This window comes from Flavobacterium sp. A45, assembly GCF_002001005.1.
GTDB lineage: Bacteria > Bacteroidota > Bacteroidia > Flavobacteriales > Flavobacteriaceae > Flavobacterium.
This window is the reverse complement of the sequence record NZ_MUNX01000057.1, coordinates 25,979-42,473: the sequence shown is the minus strand read 5'-3', so window position 1 is coordinate 42,473 and position 16,495 is coordinate 25,979. Positions and strand designations below refer to the sequence as shown.

At 35.6% G+C, this 16,495-nt stretch carries 12 protein-coding genes; 7 read left to right on the top strand and 5 right to left on the bottom strand.

Annotation, left to right across the window (positions count from 1 at the left end; all coding sequences use genetic code 11):
- Window positions 1-249 precede the first annotated feature (249 nt).
- The gene (gene gcvP, locus B0E44_RS04015; RefSeq protein WP_077370913.1) at window positions 250-3,099 is read right to left on the bottom strand and encodes an aminomethyl-transferring glycine dehydrogenase; all 2,850 of its coding nucleotides are present in this window, start codon (window positions 3,097-3,099) and stop codon (window positions 250-252) included.
- 236 nt (window positions 3,100-3,335) lie between these two features.
- On the opposite strand from gcvP, the gene B0E44_RS04010 reads away from it, so the two are divergent.
- Together B0E44_RS04010 and B0E44_RS04005 are read left to right on the top strand one after the other, a co-directional pair.
- Entirely contained in the window at window positions 3,336-4,181 is an 846-nt protein-coding gene (locus B0E44_RS04010; RefSeq protein WP_077370912.1) for a hypothetical protein, read from the top strand.
- A 153-nt stretch (window positions 4,182-4,334) separates the two neighbouring features.
- Window positions 4,335-5,258: an alpha/beta hydrolase gene (locus B0E44_RS04005; RefSeq protein WP_077370911.1), complete on the top strand. Its 924-nt coding sequence runs from the start codon at window positions 4,335-4,337 to the stop codon at window positions 5,256-5,258.
- A gap of 230 nt (window positions 5,259-5,488) precedes the next feature.
- On the opposite strand, the gene B0E44_RS04000 is transcribed toward B0E44_RS04005, so the two are convergent.
- From B0E44_RS04000 to B0E44_RS03985, 4 genes are all read right to left on the bottom strand, one after another.
- The gene (locus tag B0E44_RS04000; RefSeq protein ID WP_077370910.1) at window positions 5,489-7,516 is read right to left on the bottom strand and encodes a M3 family metallopeptidase; all 2,028 of its coding nucleotides are present in this window, start codon (window positions 7,514-7,516) and stop codon (window positions 5,489-5,491) included.
- Window positions 7,517-7,821: 305 nt separating this feature from the next.
- Complete coding sequence (gene purE / locus B0E44_RS03995; protein WP_077370909.1) at window positions 7,822-8,307, bottom strand: 5-(carboxyamino)imidazole ribonucleotide mutase; 486 nt, start codon at window positions 8,305-8,307, stop codon at window positions 7,822-7,824.
- A 55-nt stretch (window positions 8,308-8,362) separates the two neighbouring features.
- Entirely contained in the window at window positions 8,363-9,514 is a 1,152-nt protein-coding gene (locus tag B0E44_RS03990) for a 5-(carboxyamino)imidazole ribonucleotide synthase (RefSeq protein WP_077370908.1), read from the bottom strand.
- 80 nt (window positions 9,515-9,594) lie between these two features.
- Window positions 9,595-10,143, bottom strand: a complete 549-nt coding sequence (locus tag B0E44_RS03985; protein WP_254423240.1) for a hypothetical protein — start codon at window positions 10,141-10,143, stop codon at window positions 9,595-9,597.
- Window positions 10,144-10,231: 88 nt separating this feature from the next.
- Here B0E44_RS03985 and hpt point away from each other — a divergent pair, with 88 nt between their 5' ends.
- The 5 genes from hpt (at window position 10,232) to B0E44_RS03960 (ending at window position 16,420) form a co-directional block, all read left to right on the top strand.
- A complete protein-coding gene (hpt, locus tag B0E44_RS03980) occupies window positions 10,232-10,762 on the top strand; it encodes a hypoxanthine phosphoribosyltransferase (RefSeq protein ID WP_077370930.1) in 531 nt (176 codons plus the stop codon).
- A gap of 31 nt (window positions 10,763-10,793) precedes the next feature.
- Window positions 10,794-11,366 carry an adenylate kinase gene (locus B0E44_RS03975; RefSeq protein ID WP_077370906.1) on the top strand — a complete coding sequence of 191 codons (573 nt, stop codon included), beginning with the start codon at window positions 10,794-10,796 and terminating at the stop codon, window positions 11,364-11,366.
- A 207-nt stretch (window positions 11,367-11,573) separates the two neighbouring features.
- On the top strand, window positions 11,574-12,848 hold the full coding sequence (locus tag B0E44_RS03970; RefSeq protein WP_077370905.1) for a hemolysin family protein: 1,275 nt from the start codon (window positions 11,574-11,576) through the stop codon (window positions 12,846-12,848).
- A gap of 162 nt (window positions 12,849-13,010) precedes the next feature.
- A complete protein-coding gene (gene obgE / locus B0E44_RS03965; protein WP_077370904.1) occupies window positions 13,011-14,012 on the top strand; it encodes a GTPase ObgE in 1,002 nt (333 codons plus the stop codon).
- A 251-nt stretch (window positions 14,013-14,263) separates the two neighbouring features.
- Entirely contained in the window at window positions 14,264-16,420 is a 2,157-nt protein-coding gene (locus B0E44_RS03960) for a S46 family peptidase (protein WP_077370903.1), read from the top strand.
- Window positions 16,421-16,495: the final 75 nt, after the last annotated feature.

Below are 16,495 nucleotides of genomic sequence, written 5' to 3'. Positions count from 1 at the left end.
TTTTATCAATTTGCACTACTAACATGAATTTGCTTTGTTTGTTCGTTGATGCTAGGTTGCAATCTGTGCGTTCGGGTTTTAGAAAGATGTTTTTATGAAAAACAAAATAGCTACTCCTTATTCTTTTTATGATTCTGATAAAAATAAGAAACCCTTTCAGCTAAAATAACTGAAAGGGTTTTGTATATAATCTGCAATCTAAAATGCTTCGCCAGTTTGCTATCGCCCGGGGTCAGCAGTCTGTAATTTCTAGCTCTCCATGTAAGCCTCAATAGGCGCACAGCTACATACTAGGTTTCTGTCTCCGTAAGCGTCATCGGCTCTACGAACGGTAGGCCAGAATTTGTTTTCGGCGATGTAATCCAGTGGGAAAGCAGCTTGCTCTCTGCTGTATGGGAAATCCCAAGTTTCGGCAGTAAGCATTGCCAATGTATGAGGAGAATTTTTCAATACGTTGTTGCTGTCTTCGATGGTTGCTGCTTCGATTTCTTTACGAATGGCAATCATGGCATCACAAAAACGGTCTAATTCTTCTAGGTTTTCACTTTCGGTTGGTTCGATCATCAAGGTTCCTGCCACTGGGAAAGAAACGGTTGGTGCGTGGAAACCATAATCCATTAAACGTTTTGCGATATCGGTAACTTCGATTCCTTTTTGTTTGAAAGGACGACATTCCAAAATCATTTCGTGAGCCGCACGACCCATTTCACCAGAGTATAAAGTGTCGTAGTGACCGTTTAATTTTTCTTTGATGTAATTGGCGTTCAAGATAGCGTGTTCTGTAGCTTCTTTCAATCCATCGGCGCCTAACATTGTGATGTAACCGTAAGAGATTAAACATACCAATGCCGATCCCCAAGGGGCTGCAGAAATACCTGTAATGGCATTGCTTCCGCCAGTTGGGATAACTGGGTTTGATGGTAAGAAAGGAACTAAATGCTCAGCCACGCAAATTGGTCCAACACCTGGTCCACCACCACCGTGAGGGATGGCGAATGTTTTGTGAAGGTTCAAGTGGCAAACGTCAGCTCCAATAGTTGCTGGGTTGGTCAAACCAACTTGTGCGTTCATATTGGCACCGTCCATATAAACCTGTCCTCCGTTTTCGTGGATGATTCTTGTGATTTCGATAATAGCGCTCTCAAAAACCCCGTGAGTCGATGGGTAAGTAACCATCAAACAAGAAAGGTCATCTTTGTGTTCAATTGCTTTTTGACGCAAATCTTCTACGTCAATATTTCCGTTTTCCAATGTTTTGGTAACGATTACTTTCATACCCGCCATAGCTGCAGATGCCGGATTGGTTCCGTGAGCCGATGATGGAATTAAAGCAATATTTCTGTGGTGATCGCCACGCGATTGGTGGTACGCACGAATTACCATTAATCCTGCATATTCTCCTTGTGCACCTGAGTTAGGTTGCAAAGTAGTTCCTGCAAAACCGGTAATTACGTTTAATTGTTGTTCTAGTTTAGACAACATTTCTTGGTATCCTTGTGCTTGGTCTAGCGGTGCAAAAGGGTGAATGTTGTTCCAAAGTGCATTGCTTAATGGCAACATCTCTGAAGCTGCATTCAGTTTCATGGTACAAGATCCTAGAGAAATCATTGAGTGATTCAATGATAAATCTTTACGCTCCAACATTTTGATGTAACGCATCATCGCTGATTCTGAGTGGAATTTGTTGAAAACATCGTGTTGTAAGAAAGATGATGTTCTGTTTAAATCTTCAGGGAAATGATTTGCCTCTGATAAAGTTTCGATTGTTGCTGCTTGCTTGCCATTTGCGGAAGCGAAAATACCAGCAATTTTATTGATATCGGCAATACTTGTAGTTTCATTCAAAGAGATAGAAACTGTATTGTTGTCGATGTAGTAGAAGTTTACTTCGTTTTGTTCTGCAATAGTGCGAACTTTTTGAGCATCTGCTTTGATAACGATTGTATCGAAGAAAGCAGTATTGGTTTGTTGTAAACCTAGTTTTTCCAATTCGTTAGACAAAGTTGCAGCCAAAGCGTGAACTTTATCAGCGATATATTGCAAACCTTTTGGTCCGTGATATACAGCGTACATTCCAGCCATTACAGAAAGCAAAACTTGGGCAGTACAAATATTTGAAGTCGCTTTGTCACGTTTGATGTGTTGCTCACGAGTTTGCAAAGCCATACGCAAGGCACGATTCCCGTTAGTATCAACAGTTACCCCGATGATTCTTCCTGGCATAGAACGTTTGTACTCGTCTTTGGTAGCAAAATAAGCAGCGTGTGGCCCACCATAACCCAACGGAATTCCGAAACGTTGTGTAGTTCCAACTACTACTGCAGCTCCCATTTCTCCTGGAGGCGTTAGTTTTGTTAAACTCAAAATATCAGCTGCAACGGCTACTTTAATTTCGTTAGCTGCTGCTTTTGCAATAAATGAAGTATAGTCGTTTACTTGACCATATTTTCCAGGATATTGAAGGATTGCTCCGAAAAAGTCTGATGAGAAATCAAAAGTTTCGTGGTTTCCAACAACCAATTCTATTCCGATTGGAGTAGAACGAGTTTCTAAAACCGATAAAGTTTGAGGTAATATTTCTTCAGAAACGAAGAATTTATTGATGTTGTTTTTCTTTTGATCGCGAGTTCTTACATCAAAAAGTAAAGCCATTGCTTCGGCAGCTGCAGTAGCTTCGTCCAATAAAGAAGCGTTTGCGATTTCCATTCCGGTAAGTTCAACTACCATAGTTTGGAAATTCAAAATAGCTTCCAAACGACCTTGTGCAATTTCGGCTTGGTAAGGAGTGTATGCAGTGTACCATCCTGGGTTTTCAAAAATATTTCTTTGAATAACCGCAGGAACAATAGCTTGATTGTATCCTAAACCGATGTACGATTGAAACATTTTGTTTTTGCTTCCCAACTGTGCGATATGATTGGAATATTCATATTCGGTCATTGCTGGGTCTAAAGCAAGAGGTGCTTTTAGACGAATATCATCCGGGAGTGTTTCATAAACCAGTCGCTCTATGGAGTCAACTCCTATGGTTTTCAACATGTGTTGTAAATCTGTTTCTCTCGGGCCAATGTGTCTTAAAGCAAAAGAATCTGTTTTCATATTATGTAGCTACTTTATATTTTTTTAAGTCTAAAGGAAAAGCGGGATTGTTTAAAGATTCATTTATATTTGAATTTCAGTCCAATCCAGACTATTTAGTGTAGAAATAAAAGTGTTGTGTTTTTTGTGGTGCAAAAATAAATATTAATCTCTTAATAAAGCCCTTTTTTAACTTGATTTTATAGGGATTTTTCAACTAATGGACTGATTTATTAACAATTGATTAAATTTGTTTAATGAAGATTTTAAAAAGCATTCTCCAATTTTATATAAACAGTAGCATACACGTTGCTTTGTCCTGTTTTGCATTGGTGCAAATGACTAATTTTATGTTCAATATTCCAGAGGATAAGCCGATTGCAAATTTCGCTTTTTTTGGAACTATTGTGGGCTATAATTTTGTGAAGTACGATAGCTTCGCCCGTACCCATAAAGTAAAAATGCGAACTAGTTTGAAACTTATTATTTTGTTTAGTGTTCTTTCTTTTCTAGCAGTTGGTTTTTACTTTTTTCAATTGCAACGCATAACCCAAATTGTTTCAGTAGGCGTTTTATCCTTGACTTTGTTGTACACATTACCATTTTTTCCAAACCGAAAAAATGCCAGAAATTGGGCTGGTATCAAAATTTATATTGTGTCTTTGTGTTGGGTAGGAGTGACTTTAGTATTGCCAATTCTGGATGCAGGAATTGCAATAACCTCGGATTTCTATCTAAAAAGTATTCAGCGGTTTATATTGGTTTTTGTGCTGATTCTTATTTTTGAAATTATTGATTTGGCCAATGATGATCCTCACTTGAAAACCGTTCCTCAGCAAATAGGAGTGAGGCGAACTAAAAATCTGGGATATGTTTTATTGATGATTTTTTGTTTTTTGGAATTGTTTAACAGTGATTTCAATACTAATAATTTTAATTCAAGTATTCAATTTTTGTCATTGAAATTGATTTTTGCTATTGTTATTGTTATTGCTTTGTTTTTGGCTTTCGCCAATGAAAAACGCAGCAAATATTACACTTCATTTTGGGTTGAAAGTGTGCCTATTGTTTGGTGGTTATTTATATGTATAACTGTTCAATGAGAAATATTCTGAATTTTTAAAAACCATTTTTGTTGATAAGTAAATCATTGTTAAAACAGAAAAAGCACTACTTGTTTTTAATTTAGCATTTTAAAAATCAACTTAAGGAACAATTTTAAAGTTCCATTTTTTTATCCTCAACACAATCTAGTTATGAAAAGACATATCGTATTCTTTATATTAATTCTTACCTTATTTACCAATTTGTTATTTGGTCAAAACACTATTGAAGCTAAGGACAAAGTACTTGTTATGGATTTTGAGTCTGCTTATGTTAAAGCAAGAAAAGTTCAAATTTATTTACCTAAGGAATACGAAGAAAACCCGTCCAAGCATTTTCCAGTTTTGTATATGCAGGATGGACAAAATTTGTTTGACCCTCAAACTGCATATAAAGGTAGGGCTTGGGAATTAGACAAAAGTAGCCGTAATGCAATCAAAAATAATGAAATAAGTCCTTGTATTATTGTAGGGATCTCAAATGTTGATACTCGTTTTTTTGAATATTTTCCTCAAAAAGCCACTGTTTATTTAACCAAAGAGGACTATGTATTGATGGAACAAGGGGGCTTAGAACAAGCTAGTGACACTTCTAATTATTTGGCAGATAACTACCTTAAATTTTTAGTTAATGAATTAAAACCATTTATAGACAAAAATTATCGTACTAAAACAGAAGCAGCTTCAACAGCCATTGGCGGTAGTTCTTCGGGTGCGCTTATTTCATTGTATGCAATTTGCGAATATCCACAAATTTTCGGTAAAGCTGCTTGTATATCAACACATTGGTCTGTGTTGTTTGATAACGAGTTTATCTCTCCATCAGAGTCTATACGTACCTATTTAAAACACAATTTACCAGACCCTAAAACGCACCGAATTTACTTTGACTATGGTACTTTGGCCATTGATCGTTTTTACGAAGTGCATCAAATAAAGGTAGACCAATTAATGCTTGAGAAAGGATATATAAAAGGGAAAAACTGGGAAACTTTAAAATTTGAAGGAGCTACTCATAGTGAGGATTCATGGAAAAAAAGATCAAATGTATTTTTGCAATTTTTATTCAAAGCTTAAATAATAGTCTTCCTCTTTATTTTATAATACTATGATAATATCATTTTTCAATTTACAGTATTGTTTTGACATTGCTGTTGTCATGGCTTTGTTTTTGTTTTTTGCAAATAAAAAAGACGTCTAAGTATTACACTTCTTTTTGGGTATAGAGTGTGCCTATTTTTTGGGGTTGCTTATGGTTTTGGTTCAATAAAAAAACCGAAGCTCTAAAACTTCGGTTTGTATTATTTTTACAACAACCCTGCTCTTTTCAACAAAGCATCTGGTTTAGGCTCTTGTCCTCTAAAACGTTTGTACAAAATCATCGGGTGTTCGGTTCCACCTTTCGAAAGTACATGTTCTTTAAATTTTTCTGCTACTTCAGTGTTAAAAATTCCTTCTTCTAAGAAATAATCAAATGCATCAGCATCAAGAACTTCAGCCCATTTGTAGCTGTAATATCCTGAGGAATATCCGCCTTGAAAAATATGCGAAAATGCAGTACTCATTGCATTTTCTTTTACATCTGGATACAATTGCGTAGAAGCAAATTGTTCGGTTTCAAAAGCTTTGATATCAGTAATATTCGTTGGATCTTGTCCGTGCCACCCCATGTCCAATAATCCAAAACTCAATTGGCGATTAGTTGCCATTCCTTGCTGAAAACTTGCACTTTCTTTGATTTTTTCAACATATTCTTGCGGTATAACTTCGCCGGTTTCATAATGGTGTGCAAACAAAGCCAAAGCTTCTGGTTCGTAGCACCAGTTTTCCATAATCTGACTTGGTAATTCCACAAAGTCCCAATAAACTGATGTTCCCGAGAGATTTGGGTATGTTGTATTTGCCAACATTCCGTGTAATCCGTGTCCAAATTCGTGAAATAAGGTCGTCACTTCGTTAAATGTCAAAAGCGACGGTTTGGTTTCGGTAGGTTTTGTAAAGTTGCAAACATTCGAAATGTGTGGTCTTTCGTTTTTGCCGTCTTTGATGTATTGTGATTTGAAAGAAGTCATCCAAGCGCCATTTCGTTTTCCTTTTCTTGGAAAGAAATCGGCGTAGAAAACAGCAACTAATTCTTTGTTTTTATCTGTTACTTCATAGGTGGTTACTTCTTCGTGGTATTTATCAATATCAAAAACCTCTGTAAAAGTAAGTCCATATAGTTTTTCGGCAATAGTGAAAGCGCCATTCAATACTTTCTCTAATTGGAAGTACGGTTTCAATTTCTCATCATCCAAATTGAATAATTGTTGTTTCAATTTTTCCGAATAATAAGCGCCATCCCATTTTTCAAGTTGCTCAATACCATCCAATTCTTTAGCGAAAGCTGATAATTGTTCAAATTCTTTTTGTGCAGCCAGTTTGGCTTTAGCTAATAAATCATTTGAAAAGGATAATACTTTCTCTGGACTTTCGGCCATGCGCTCTTCAAGTACAAAATGAGCGTGAGTTTTATAACCCAAAAGATTGGCTCTTTCGAAGCGCAGTTTGGCAATTTTTAAAACAATCTCCTGATTATTGAATTCGTTATTTTGGAAACATCTGGCTCCAAAAGCAATCGCAATTTTTTTGCGCAATTCACGGTTGTCAGCATAAGTTACAAACGGAATGTAACTAGGATGATCTAAGGTGAAAATCCAACCTTCTTTTTCCTGGGCTTTCGCCAATGAACGAGCCGCTTCAATAGTTCCTTCCGGTAAACCTGCCAAATCCTTTTCATCTATAAGATGCAATTCGAAAGCATTGGTTTCAGCCAATACATTTTCGCCAAATTGCAAACTCAATTTCGATAGTTCTTTGTCGATTTCTCGTAACTGATTTTTCTTGTCTTCTGGTAAATTTGCTCCATTTCTGGAAAAGCTTTTGTATTGTTTATCAAGAAGTGTTGTTTGTTCCGGATTTAAGTTCAAAGATTCTCTTTGATCATAAACGGTTTTTACTTTGGCAAATAAAGCGGCATTCAAGCGAACATCATTTCCAAATTCAGATAATAAAGGTGAAACGTCTTGAGCGATTTTTTGCATTTCGTCACTCGTTTCAGCCGAATTTAAATTGAAAAAGATACTTGAAATTCGATCCAAGGTGTCTCCACTAAATGATAAAGCCTCAATTGTGTTTTGAAAAGTAGGGTTTTCTGTATTGTTCACAATTGCGTCAATTTCGGCTTTGGCCAAATCAATTGCTTCCTGAAAAGCAGGAATGTAATCTTCATTTTTTATTTTAGAAAATGGCGCGGTGTCTAGCTTGGTGCCAAATTTTTGAAGTAGTATATTCATAATTCTATATTCTATTTTTTTACAAACAAGTGGTTGTTATCGTTTTATATTTTTATCCTTTAAAAACAAAAAAGAAGAAAATTGTGTTAAATTTTTCAATCGAGGTGTATTTTGTCGATTATTTGTGTACTTTTGTCGAGTAATTAGTTAACACATGAACTAATTCAGTCGAGAATTATAAGCTCTTTTTGTCCCAAATCAAAAAAAATTATATAATTAAATACCACACACATTATTGATAAAATTAAATTCCCCCAAATTTAAATTTTACAATACCAAAAAAGCTCCTTTTTTAGGAGCTTTTTTTATTTATTCAAGTTTTCAGAAGATTTGTAAACCGCTTCTTTAAGACCTTCTTTATAGGTGATGATTTTATCTAAAATAGTTGCGTCAGCACTTCCTATTATTTGTGCAGCGAGGATTCCGGCATTTTTTGCTCCGTTTAAAGCGACTGTTGCTACAGGAACGCCACCAGGCATTTGTAAAATGGATAAAACACTGTCCCAACCATCAATAGAGTTGCTTGATTTTACAGGAACTCCAATCACGGGTAGCGGGGACATAGAAGCCACCATTCCTGGTAAATGTGCAGCACCACCAGCTCCGGCAATAATCACCGAAATACCACGGGTATGAGCATTTTTACTAAAATCAAATAACTTTTCAGGAGTTCTGTGTGCCGATACAATATCGACTTCTACAGCTATGTCAAATCCTTTTAAAATGTCTATGGCATCTTGCATTACCGGCATATCCGAAATGCTTCCCATTATTATGGCTACTTTGCTCATTGTTTTTATGTTGAGTTTTGAATTATAAATTATAATTCAACATTTATAATTATTTTTAACTAATCACTCTTATCGTATTCTTTACATCCTCAGCAATTCTTCTCGCTTCATTAATGTCTTCATTGACAATTGTTACATGTCCCATTTTTCTGAAAGGGCGGGTTTGTTTCTTACCGTAAATGTGTGGTGTAACACCATTCCATCCTAATATTTTCTCTATATTTTCGTAAACGACATCTCCAGAAAAGCCTTCTGCGCCAGTAAGATTAACCATAATTCCGGCCACTTTACTTTCAGTATTCCCTAAAGGCAAATCAAGAATTGCACGTAAATGGTTTTCAAATTGTGAAGTATAACTGGCTTCAATGGAATAATGACCGGAATTGTGTGGGCGAGGTGCGACTTCGTTTACTAGAATTTCGTCGTCTTCGGTTTGAAACATTTCCACTGCCAAAAGGCCTACGTGATTGAATTGCTTAGAAACATTCAAGGCAATTGCTCTTGCTTTTTCGGCTACTTTTTCATCAATTCGGGCAGGGCAAATTACATACTCCACTTGGTTGGCTTCAGGATGAAATTCCATTTCTACTACTGGGTATGTTTTTATTTCTCCCTGTGGATTGCGGCAAACAATAACGGCCAATTCATTTTTGAAAGGCACCATTGTTTCTGCAATACATTCGACGTTGGGTAAATTTTCTAAATCAGAAGTTTGTCTGATGACTTTCACACCGTTTCCGTCATATCCAAATTCGGTACACTTCCAAACAAAAGGAAGTTGGATATTAGAATCCACTAAATCAACCACCAAATCTTTTAAAGTTGCAAAACGTTTAAAAGGAGCTGTTGGAATATTATTCTCTATATAAAAGGCTTTCTGAATGCCTTTGTTTTGTATCAGTTTCAGTGTTTTTGGAGAAGGATATACTTTTAAACCTTCGTTTTCCAATTTTTCCAAAGCATCTAGATTTACCAATTCAATTTCAAAAGTCAAAACATCTACTTGTTTTCCAAAATTGTAAACCGTTTCAAAATCCATCAAGTCACCTTGAAAAAAATGATTACACGCAATTTTGCATGGTGCTTCGTCACTAGGATCAAGAACATAAGTTTGTATGTCAAATTTTCTCGTGTCAAACAACAGCATTTTGCCTAATTGTCCTCCACCTAATATTCCTAATTTAAAATCAGAAGAAAAATAATTCATTGTGATTGGTATTTACTTTGTCTGTTTGGCATTTGCCTTGAGTATGCAAAGATACTTTTTCCTAATCGAATAGGAAAATGCTATTTTATTTTCTTCAAAACTTCTTTGGCGACAGCCTTATAAGCTGCAGTATGATTTGGAAAATCTTTTGTAATTATAATTTTCAATTCAGGATGTATCCAATCATAATGTTGTCCTAAAATATATAAGGTACGCATCGAATAGGCTTTTGACGCCACTTTTATATCGTTAATCAACCAATCAAAACTATTTTCTATGATTTCCTCCAAATGTTTTTCTGAAAGCTGCACCTCTTTTTTCTTATAATGGGAAAGGACCAAAAGTTGGCAGATTTTTGCTACTGGCCGTATGGCGCTTTCGTCTTTAAGATTTTTGATATTAGAACAGAAAAAATCCAAATGGTTTTCAAGCCACTCTAATTTTTGGTAGCATACAAATTCCAGAATCCAACAGGCTTTGGACGAATTCTTGTTCGAAATCTGAAAACACAGTTGTATTAACTCAGGGAATAGTTCTCGATTATCCAGAACTTCATCCGCATATTTTTGTCTGTTGGCTCGATGTCCAGTTACATAATCTAAGTTTTTTTGGAATTCGGTGACCATCATTGGTGTTTTTGGTTTAAAAGTACAAATCAATTGACAATTGTCAAAAGTGAAATCCCTATCTTTGCCAAAGATTTTAAAATATAAAACTGTGATACAACTACACGATAAACAATTTGTTCCGTTTATTTCAGCCCAAGAGATAAACTTTGCTATTGAAAAAATGGTAGCGCAAATAGAAGATGATTTTTTTGATGAGACACCAATTTTTATTGGAGTATTGAATGGCTCTTTTATGGTAGTTTCCGATTTTTTAAAATTATACAAGAAACCTTGTGAAGTGTCTTTTATCAAACTAGCTTCTTACGAAGGAACTTCCTCTACAGAATCGGTTAAGCAATTAATAGGTTTAAACCAAGATTTAACGGGGAGAACCGTTATTGTTATTGAGGATATTATAGATACAGGAAACACTTTGGAAGAATTGAAAAAGTTGTTTAAGAGTCAAAATGTAAAACATTTTAAAATCGCAACACTTTTCTTCAAACCGGATGCTTTCAAAAAAGACCTAAAAATTGACTATGTGGGTATTCGTATTCCCAACAAATTCATCGTTGGTTTTGGTTTGGATTACGATGGTTTGGGCAGGAATTTACCCGAAGTTTATCAATTAAAGGAATAACAAAATAGTAAAAATCATATATAAAAAAGGAATGATCAATATAGTTTTATTTGGAAAGCCAGGAGCAGGAAAAGGAACTCAGGCAGAATTTTTAAAAGAAAAATACAAATTAACACACATTTCAACTGGAGATGTTTTTCGTTACAACTTGAAAAACGACACTCCATTAGGTAAAGAAGCAAGAGTGTATATGGATGCCGGAGATTTGGTTCCAGACGAGTTGACTACCAAAATGCTTATTGATGAGGTAAACAAACACTTGGATTCAAACGGAATTTTATTCGACGGATATCCAAGAACTATTGCACAAGCTGAAGCATTGGATGCATTTTTGCCTACAATTGGTTCATCTGTAGCTGCAACAGTTGCTCTTGAGGCTGACGACAATATTCTGGTGGCTAGATTATTGGAAAGAGGAAAAACCAGCGGAAGAGTTGACGATCAAGATGAAGACAAAATCAGAAATCGTTACCAAGAATATAATGAAAAAACGGCTCCATTAATGGGGTATTATAAAGCACAAAATAAGTTTCACGCTGTAAATGGAATAGGATCTATTCAAGAAATTACAGAGAGATTAACAGCGGTTATCGATAATTTGTAGAAGCAATTTCCAGCTGTACGTTTCAAGTCCGCGTCCCGTTGTTTATTTTTCTAAAGCGCCCCATAAGCTTCTTTCAGTCGCTTTTGTGTCACTCATAAAAATTAAACAACGGGACTGTGGGCTTTTCACTTCCATCTGGGCTATTAAAATAAGATTACGCAACAACAAGATTCTAAGAATCAAAAATATAAACGAATTATCTAAACATTGGAAATAGTAATAATATTTTTTCTGATACTCTTAAATGGGGTTTTCTCTATGTCTGAAATTGCATTGATTTCGGCCAGAAAAAACAGATTGGAAACCGCAGCAAAAAAGGGAAACAAAAGTGCCCAAATCGCTTTGGATTTAGCCAATTCGCCAAATAAGTTTCTGTCAACAGTACAAATAGGAATAACGCTTATCGGAATACTTACAGGTATTTACAGTGGGGACAAAATCACTGTAGATGTCGAGTTATTTGTAAAAGGATTTCATGTATTGATTCCGTTTGCGCATTCAATCGCTGTTGGAATTGTAGTTGTAATATTGACGTTCTTTTCGTTGGTACTGGGAGAGTTATTGCCCAAAAGAATTGGATTGAACCATCCGGAAGCTATTGCCAAAGCCGTGGCGTTACCGATGAAAATTGTTTCTATAATTACGGCTCCTTTTATATGGTTGCTAACCACTTCAACAGAATTTTTATTGGATGTACTGCGTATAAAGCCTACCGCTGACGGAAAAGTTACTGAAGAAGAGATAAAAGCAATCATCAAAGAAGGAACCGAAGGTGGTGAGGTTCAGGAAATAGAACAAGATATCGTAGAGCGTGTTTTTCATATTGGAGATCGAAAAATCAATTCGTTGATGACGCACAGAAAATCGGTTATGCTCTTGCCTTTGCATGCAAATAAGAATCAGGTAAAGGAATTTATGCTAAAAGAATTGCATTCCATTTATCCTGTGTATGGTGAAAATCATGATGATATTGTAGGAGTTGTAAATTTGAAAAATATCTTTGCCCATTTTGAAAACGAAAGTTTCAATTTGGCCGAAATTATGACCGAAGCCCCTTTTATGATGGAGCAAACGACAGCATATAAAGCACTGGAACAGTTCAAGGAAACAGGAATTCATTATGCATTGGTTTCGGATGAATATGGAGTTTTTCAAGGGGTAATTACTTTGAATGATATTCTTGAAGCACTAGTTGGTAATGCATCCGATTTTTATAAAGATGATTTCCAATTAATCGAGAGAGAGGATGGAACCTGGATGGTAGATGGACATTATTCGCTGCACGATTTCCTGACGTATTTCGAGTTGGATGATTTGATAAATGATTATGAAGTGACCACTGTGAGTGGATTAATAATGACCGAATTGTCCCGTATTCCAAAAGAAGGAGAAAAGTTGATTTGGCAAAAATTTGAGTTAGAGGTCATCGATATGGATGGCGTGAAGATTGATAAAGTAATGGTTAAAGCCTTAAAGGTTTAAAAAATTGATTTAAAAGTTTAATCAGTTTAAAGTAGATTAAAGTAGTTTAAAAGTGTTCAAAGTAGTTTAAAGTTAGTCGAAAATTAGCTAACCCATAACCCTTAAGCCTTTAAACTCTTAAACCTTTAAACCCTTAAGCCTTTAAATCTTAAACAAGAAGATATGACAGAAGGGAATTTTGTAGATTACGTAAAAATTTATGTTTCTTCAGGAAAAGGAGGAAAGGGATCTACGCATTTGCATAGAGAAAAATTTATTGAAAAAGGCGGACCAGACGGTGGTGATGGTGGACGAGGGGGACACGTATATTTAGTGGGAAACAAAGGACTTTGGACTTTATTTCACTTGAAATTTGCACGTCATATTAAAGCGGGTAATGGTGGTGATGGAAGTGGAGATAGAAGTACTGGTGCTGATGGAGATGATAAATACATCGAAGTTCCGTTGGGTACAGTCGTAAAAGATAAAGAAACTGGAGAAACTCTTTTTGAAATTACCGAAGACGGAGAGAAACAAATTCTTTCTCGCGGAGGTAAAGGAGGGTTAGGGAACTGGCACTTTAGAAGCTCAACGAATCAAACACCGAGATATTCTCAACCAGGTTTGCCGGGTGTGGAAATGGACGTGATTTTGGAACTTAAAGTATTGGCCGATGTAGGTTTGGTAGGTTTTCCTAATGCAGGAAAATCAACGCTACTGTCTGTGTTGACTTCTGCAAAACCAAAAATTGCCGATTATCCTTTTACAACATTGAAACCAAATCTTGGAATTGTGGCTTACAGAGATTTTCAATCTTTTGTAATTGCCGATATTCCGGGAATTATTGAAGGTGCTGCTGAAGGAAAAGGATTAGGTCACTATTTCTTGCGTCATATCGAGCGTAATTCGACCTTATTGTTCTTGGTTCCTGTTGATACACCAAACATCAAGGAAGAATATGATATTTTGGTGAATGAATTGACCAAATACAATCCGGAAATGTTGGATAAAGAACGTTTATTGGTAATTTCAAAATGTGATATGCTGGATGATGAACTGAAAGCCGAATTGAAAGTTGAACTTGACGTTGCATTCAAAGACATTCCGTATATGTTTATCTCATCAGTTGCCCAACAAGGTTTGACTGAATTGAAAGACAAATTATGGAAAATGCTGAATGACTAAAAGTCAGTATTTTATATTAAAAAGGTGTTCTAGCAATAGAACACCTTTTTTATTTGAATTACACAATCCCTAAAATTAAGTTAATAATCAATGACTTGTTTTTGATTTTAAATGAACAATTAGTTTTTAGTTGCGAAAATGATTTATATTCGCAGCACTTAAAAATTATTCAAATATGAGGTTGCAAAACTTAAATTAGCGAAAACTAATTAGTAAAGTAACCTCATATTTAAAACTTAAAAAAACTATTTATGAAAAAAATTATTTTATTCCTGACGATGTGCCTTATGGCTTTTCCTGTTAGAGCAGATGAAGGAATGTGGTTTTTGATGTTTATCGAAAGACTGAACCATAGAGATATGGAAAAAATGGGCTTGCAATTGACAGCCGAAGAAATTTACAGTATCAATCATCATAGTTTGAAGGATGCTATCGTTCAATTCAACGGAGGCTGTACGGCCGAAATCGTTTCCAAAGAAGGTTTGGTATTAACCAACCACCACTGTGGATACGATGCAATTGCTGAACTTTCAACTGAAGAACAAAACTATTTAAAAAATGGGTTTTGGGCTAAAAGCAAAAGCGAAGAATTAAAACCAAAATCATTGTATGTTCGTTTTTTCGTACGTATGGATGATGTTTCCAAAAGAATTTTATCAAAAGTAAATGATAAAATGACCGAAGCGGAACGCAATAAAGTGATTCAACAAGAAATAGCTTTGATCGAAAAAGAAAACAATGAAGGTGGGAAATACACTGTATCTGTTCGTCCTTTCTTTCAAGGAAATGAATACTATTATTTTGTATACCAAGATTATAAAGACGTTCGTTTAGTAGGAACGCCTACAGAAAGTCTTGGAAAATTTGGTGGAGATACCGATAACTGGGAATGGCCACGCCATACTGCAGATTTCTCTATGTTTAGAGTTTATGCAGATAAAGACGGAAACCCTGCAGAATATTCCAAAGAGAATGTGCCTTTGCAACCGAAACACCATTTGCCAATAAATATTACTGGAGCAAAAGAAAATGATTTTGCGATGATTTTGGGTTATCCAGGAAGAACAAACCGTTGGATGCCATCTGGAGGAATAGCACAAAATGTTACATATGCTTATCCGGCACATGTTGAAGGTGCAAAAACCGGAATGGATAACATGAAAAAGTTCATGAGTAAAGATGAAAGCGTAAACTTGAAATATGCTTCTAAATATGCTTCAACAGCCAATTATTGGAAAAACCGTCAAGGGATGATTGATGCATTGACTAAAGCAAAAACTGCTGCTGCAAAATCAAATGAAGAAGCTAAATTCAATGCTTGGGCGAATAAGCCAGAGAACAAAGAAAAATACGGAAATGTTATTGCTACAATAAACGATTATTACGCAAAAACAAATTTGAAATCACGTCACGATAATTATCTTTCACAATTGGTGCGAACAGCTTCTTATGGTGTTGCTCCATATATATTGGGGAATGCATTGATTGCTTATTACAAAGAAAATGACGCTAAAAGAGCTGAAATGCTTCCTAAGATAACTGGTTTAATTGATAACTATTATGGTGATTTTTATGCTCCTTTGGAAAAAGAAGTTTTGACTGCTCAGCTTAATTTGTACGCTGCTAAAGCATCAGAATATGGTTTGGCTCCAGTTGTGGCTAAAATGAAAGAAACCAATAAAGGTAGTTTTGCTGCTGATGTGGATAAAGCAATTACGGGAAGTATTTTTGCCAGTAAAGAATCGGTTGAGGCTTTTATGAAAGATCCAAAAGCGGAACTAATTGCTACAGATGCTTTGTATGTTATTTCAAATGATTTGGTAACAAAAGTTAGAGCCAAATCTGATGAACAATCTAAAGCAGATGATGATTTTGCTATTGCTTACCGCAAATTAGTGGAAGGTTTAAGAGAATCAAAATTGAATACTATTCAGTATCCAGATGCCAATTCTACTTTGCGTTTAACTTATGGTAAAGTTCGTGCTTTACCTGCAGACAAACGCAATGACGCCAAAATTAATAACTATACAACAATGACCGGAATGGTTAATAAGTATAAAGCAGGTGATGCCGAATTTGATTTACCAGCTCGTTTGTTGGAATTAAACAAAGCAAAAGATTTTGGTCAATATGCTGACAAAGCTGGATATATGCCTGTGAATTTCTTAACTGATAATGATATTACTGGTGGAAACTCAGGTTCTCCTGTATTGAATGGAAAAGGTGAATTAATCGGTGTGGCTTTTGATGGAAATATCGAAGCTATGGCAGGTGATGTTATTTTTGACAAAAAACTGCAACGTACCATCAATCTTGATATTCGTTTCGTGCTTTGGGTTATTGATAAATATGCTGGAGCTCAAAACATTATTGATGAAATGACAATTGTGAAGGAAGCGCAACCTTAAAACATACCGTTATTGAATATTAAACCCCGTCTTGTTATTAAAAACAGACGGGGTTTCTTTTTCAGGACTAGACAG

Bases quoted from the DNA above. Each gene is read 5' to 3' on its own strand.
- B0E44_RS03960 (WP_077370903.1), top strand. From the start codon at position 14,264: ATGAAAAAAATTATTTTATTCCTGACGATGTGCCTTATGGCTTTTCCT.
- B0E44_RS03985 (WP_254423240.1), bottom strand. From the start codon at position 10,143: ATGATGGTCACCGAATTCCAAAAAAACTTAGATTATGTAACTGGACAT.
- B0E44_RS03990 (WP_077370908.1), bottom strand. From the start codon at position 9,514: ATGAATTATTTTTCTTCTGATTTTAAATTAGGAATATTAGGTGGAGGA.
- obgE (WP_077370904.1), top strand. From the start codon at position 13,011: ATGACAGAAGGGAATTTTGTAGATTACGTAAAAATTTATGTTTCTTCA.
- purE (WP_077370909.1), bottom strand. From the start codon at position 8,307: ATGAGCAAAGTAGCCATAATAATGGGAAGCATTTCGGATATGCCGGTA.
- B0E44_RS04005 (WP_077370911.1), top strand. From the start codon at position 4,335: ATGAAAAGACATATCGTATTCTTTATATTAATTCTTACCTTATTTACC.
- B0E44_RS04000 (WP_077370910.1), bottom strand. From the start codon at position 7,516: ATGAATATACTACTTCAAAAATTTGGCACCAAGCTAGACACCGCGCCA.
- B0E44_RS04010 (WP_077370912.1), top strand. From the start codon at position 3,336: ATGAAGATTTTAAAAAGCATTCTCCAATTTTATATAAACAGTAGCATA.
- gcvP (WP_077370913.1), bottom strand. From the start codon at position 3,099: ATGAAAACAGATTCTTTTGCTTTAAGACACATTGGCCCGAGAGAAACA.
- B0E44_RS03975 (WP_077370906.1), top strand. From the start codon at position 10,794: ATGATCAATATAGTTTTATTTGGAAAGCCAGGAGCAGGAAAAGGAACT.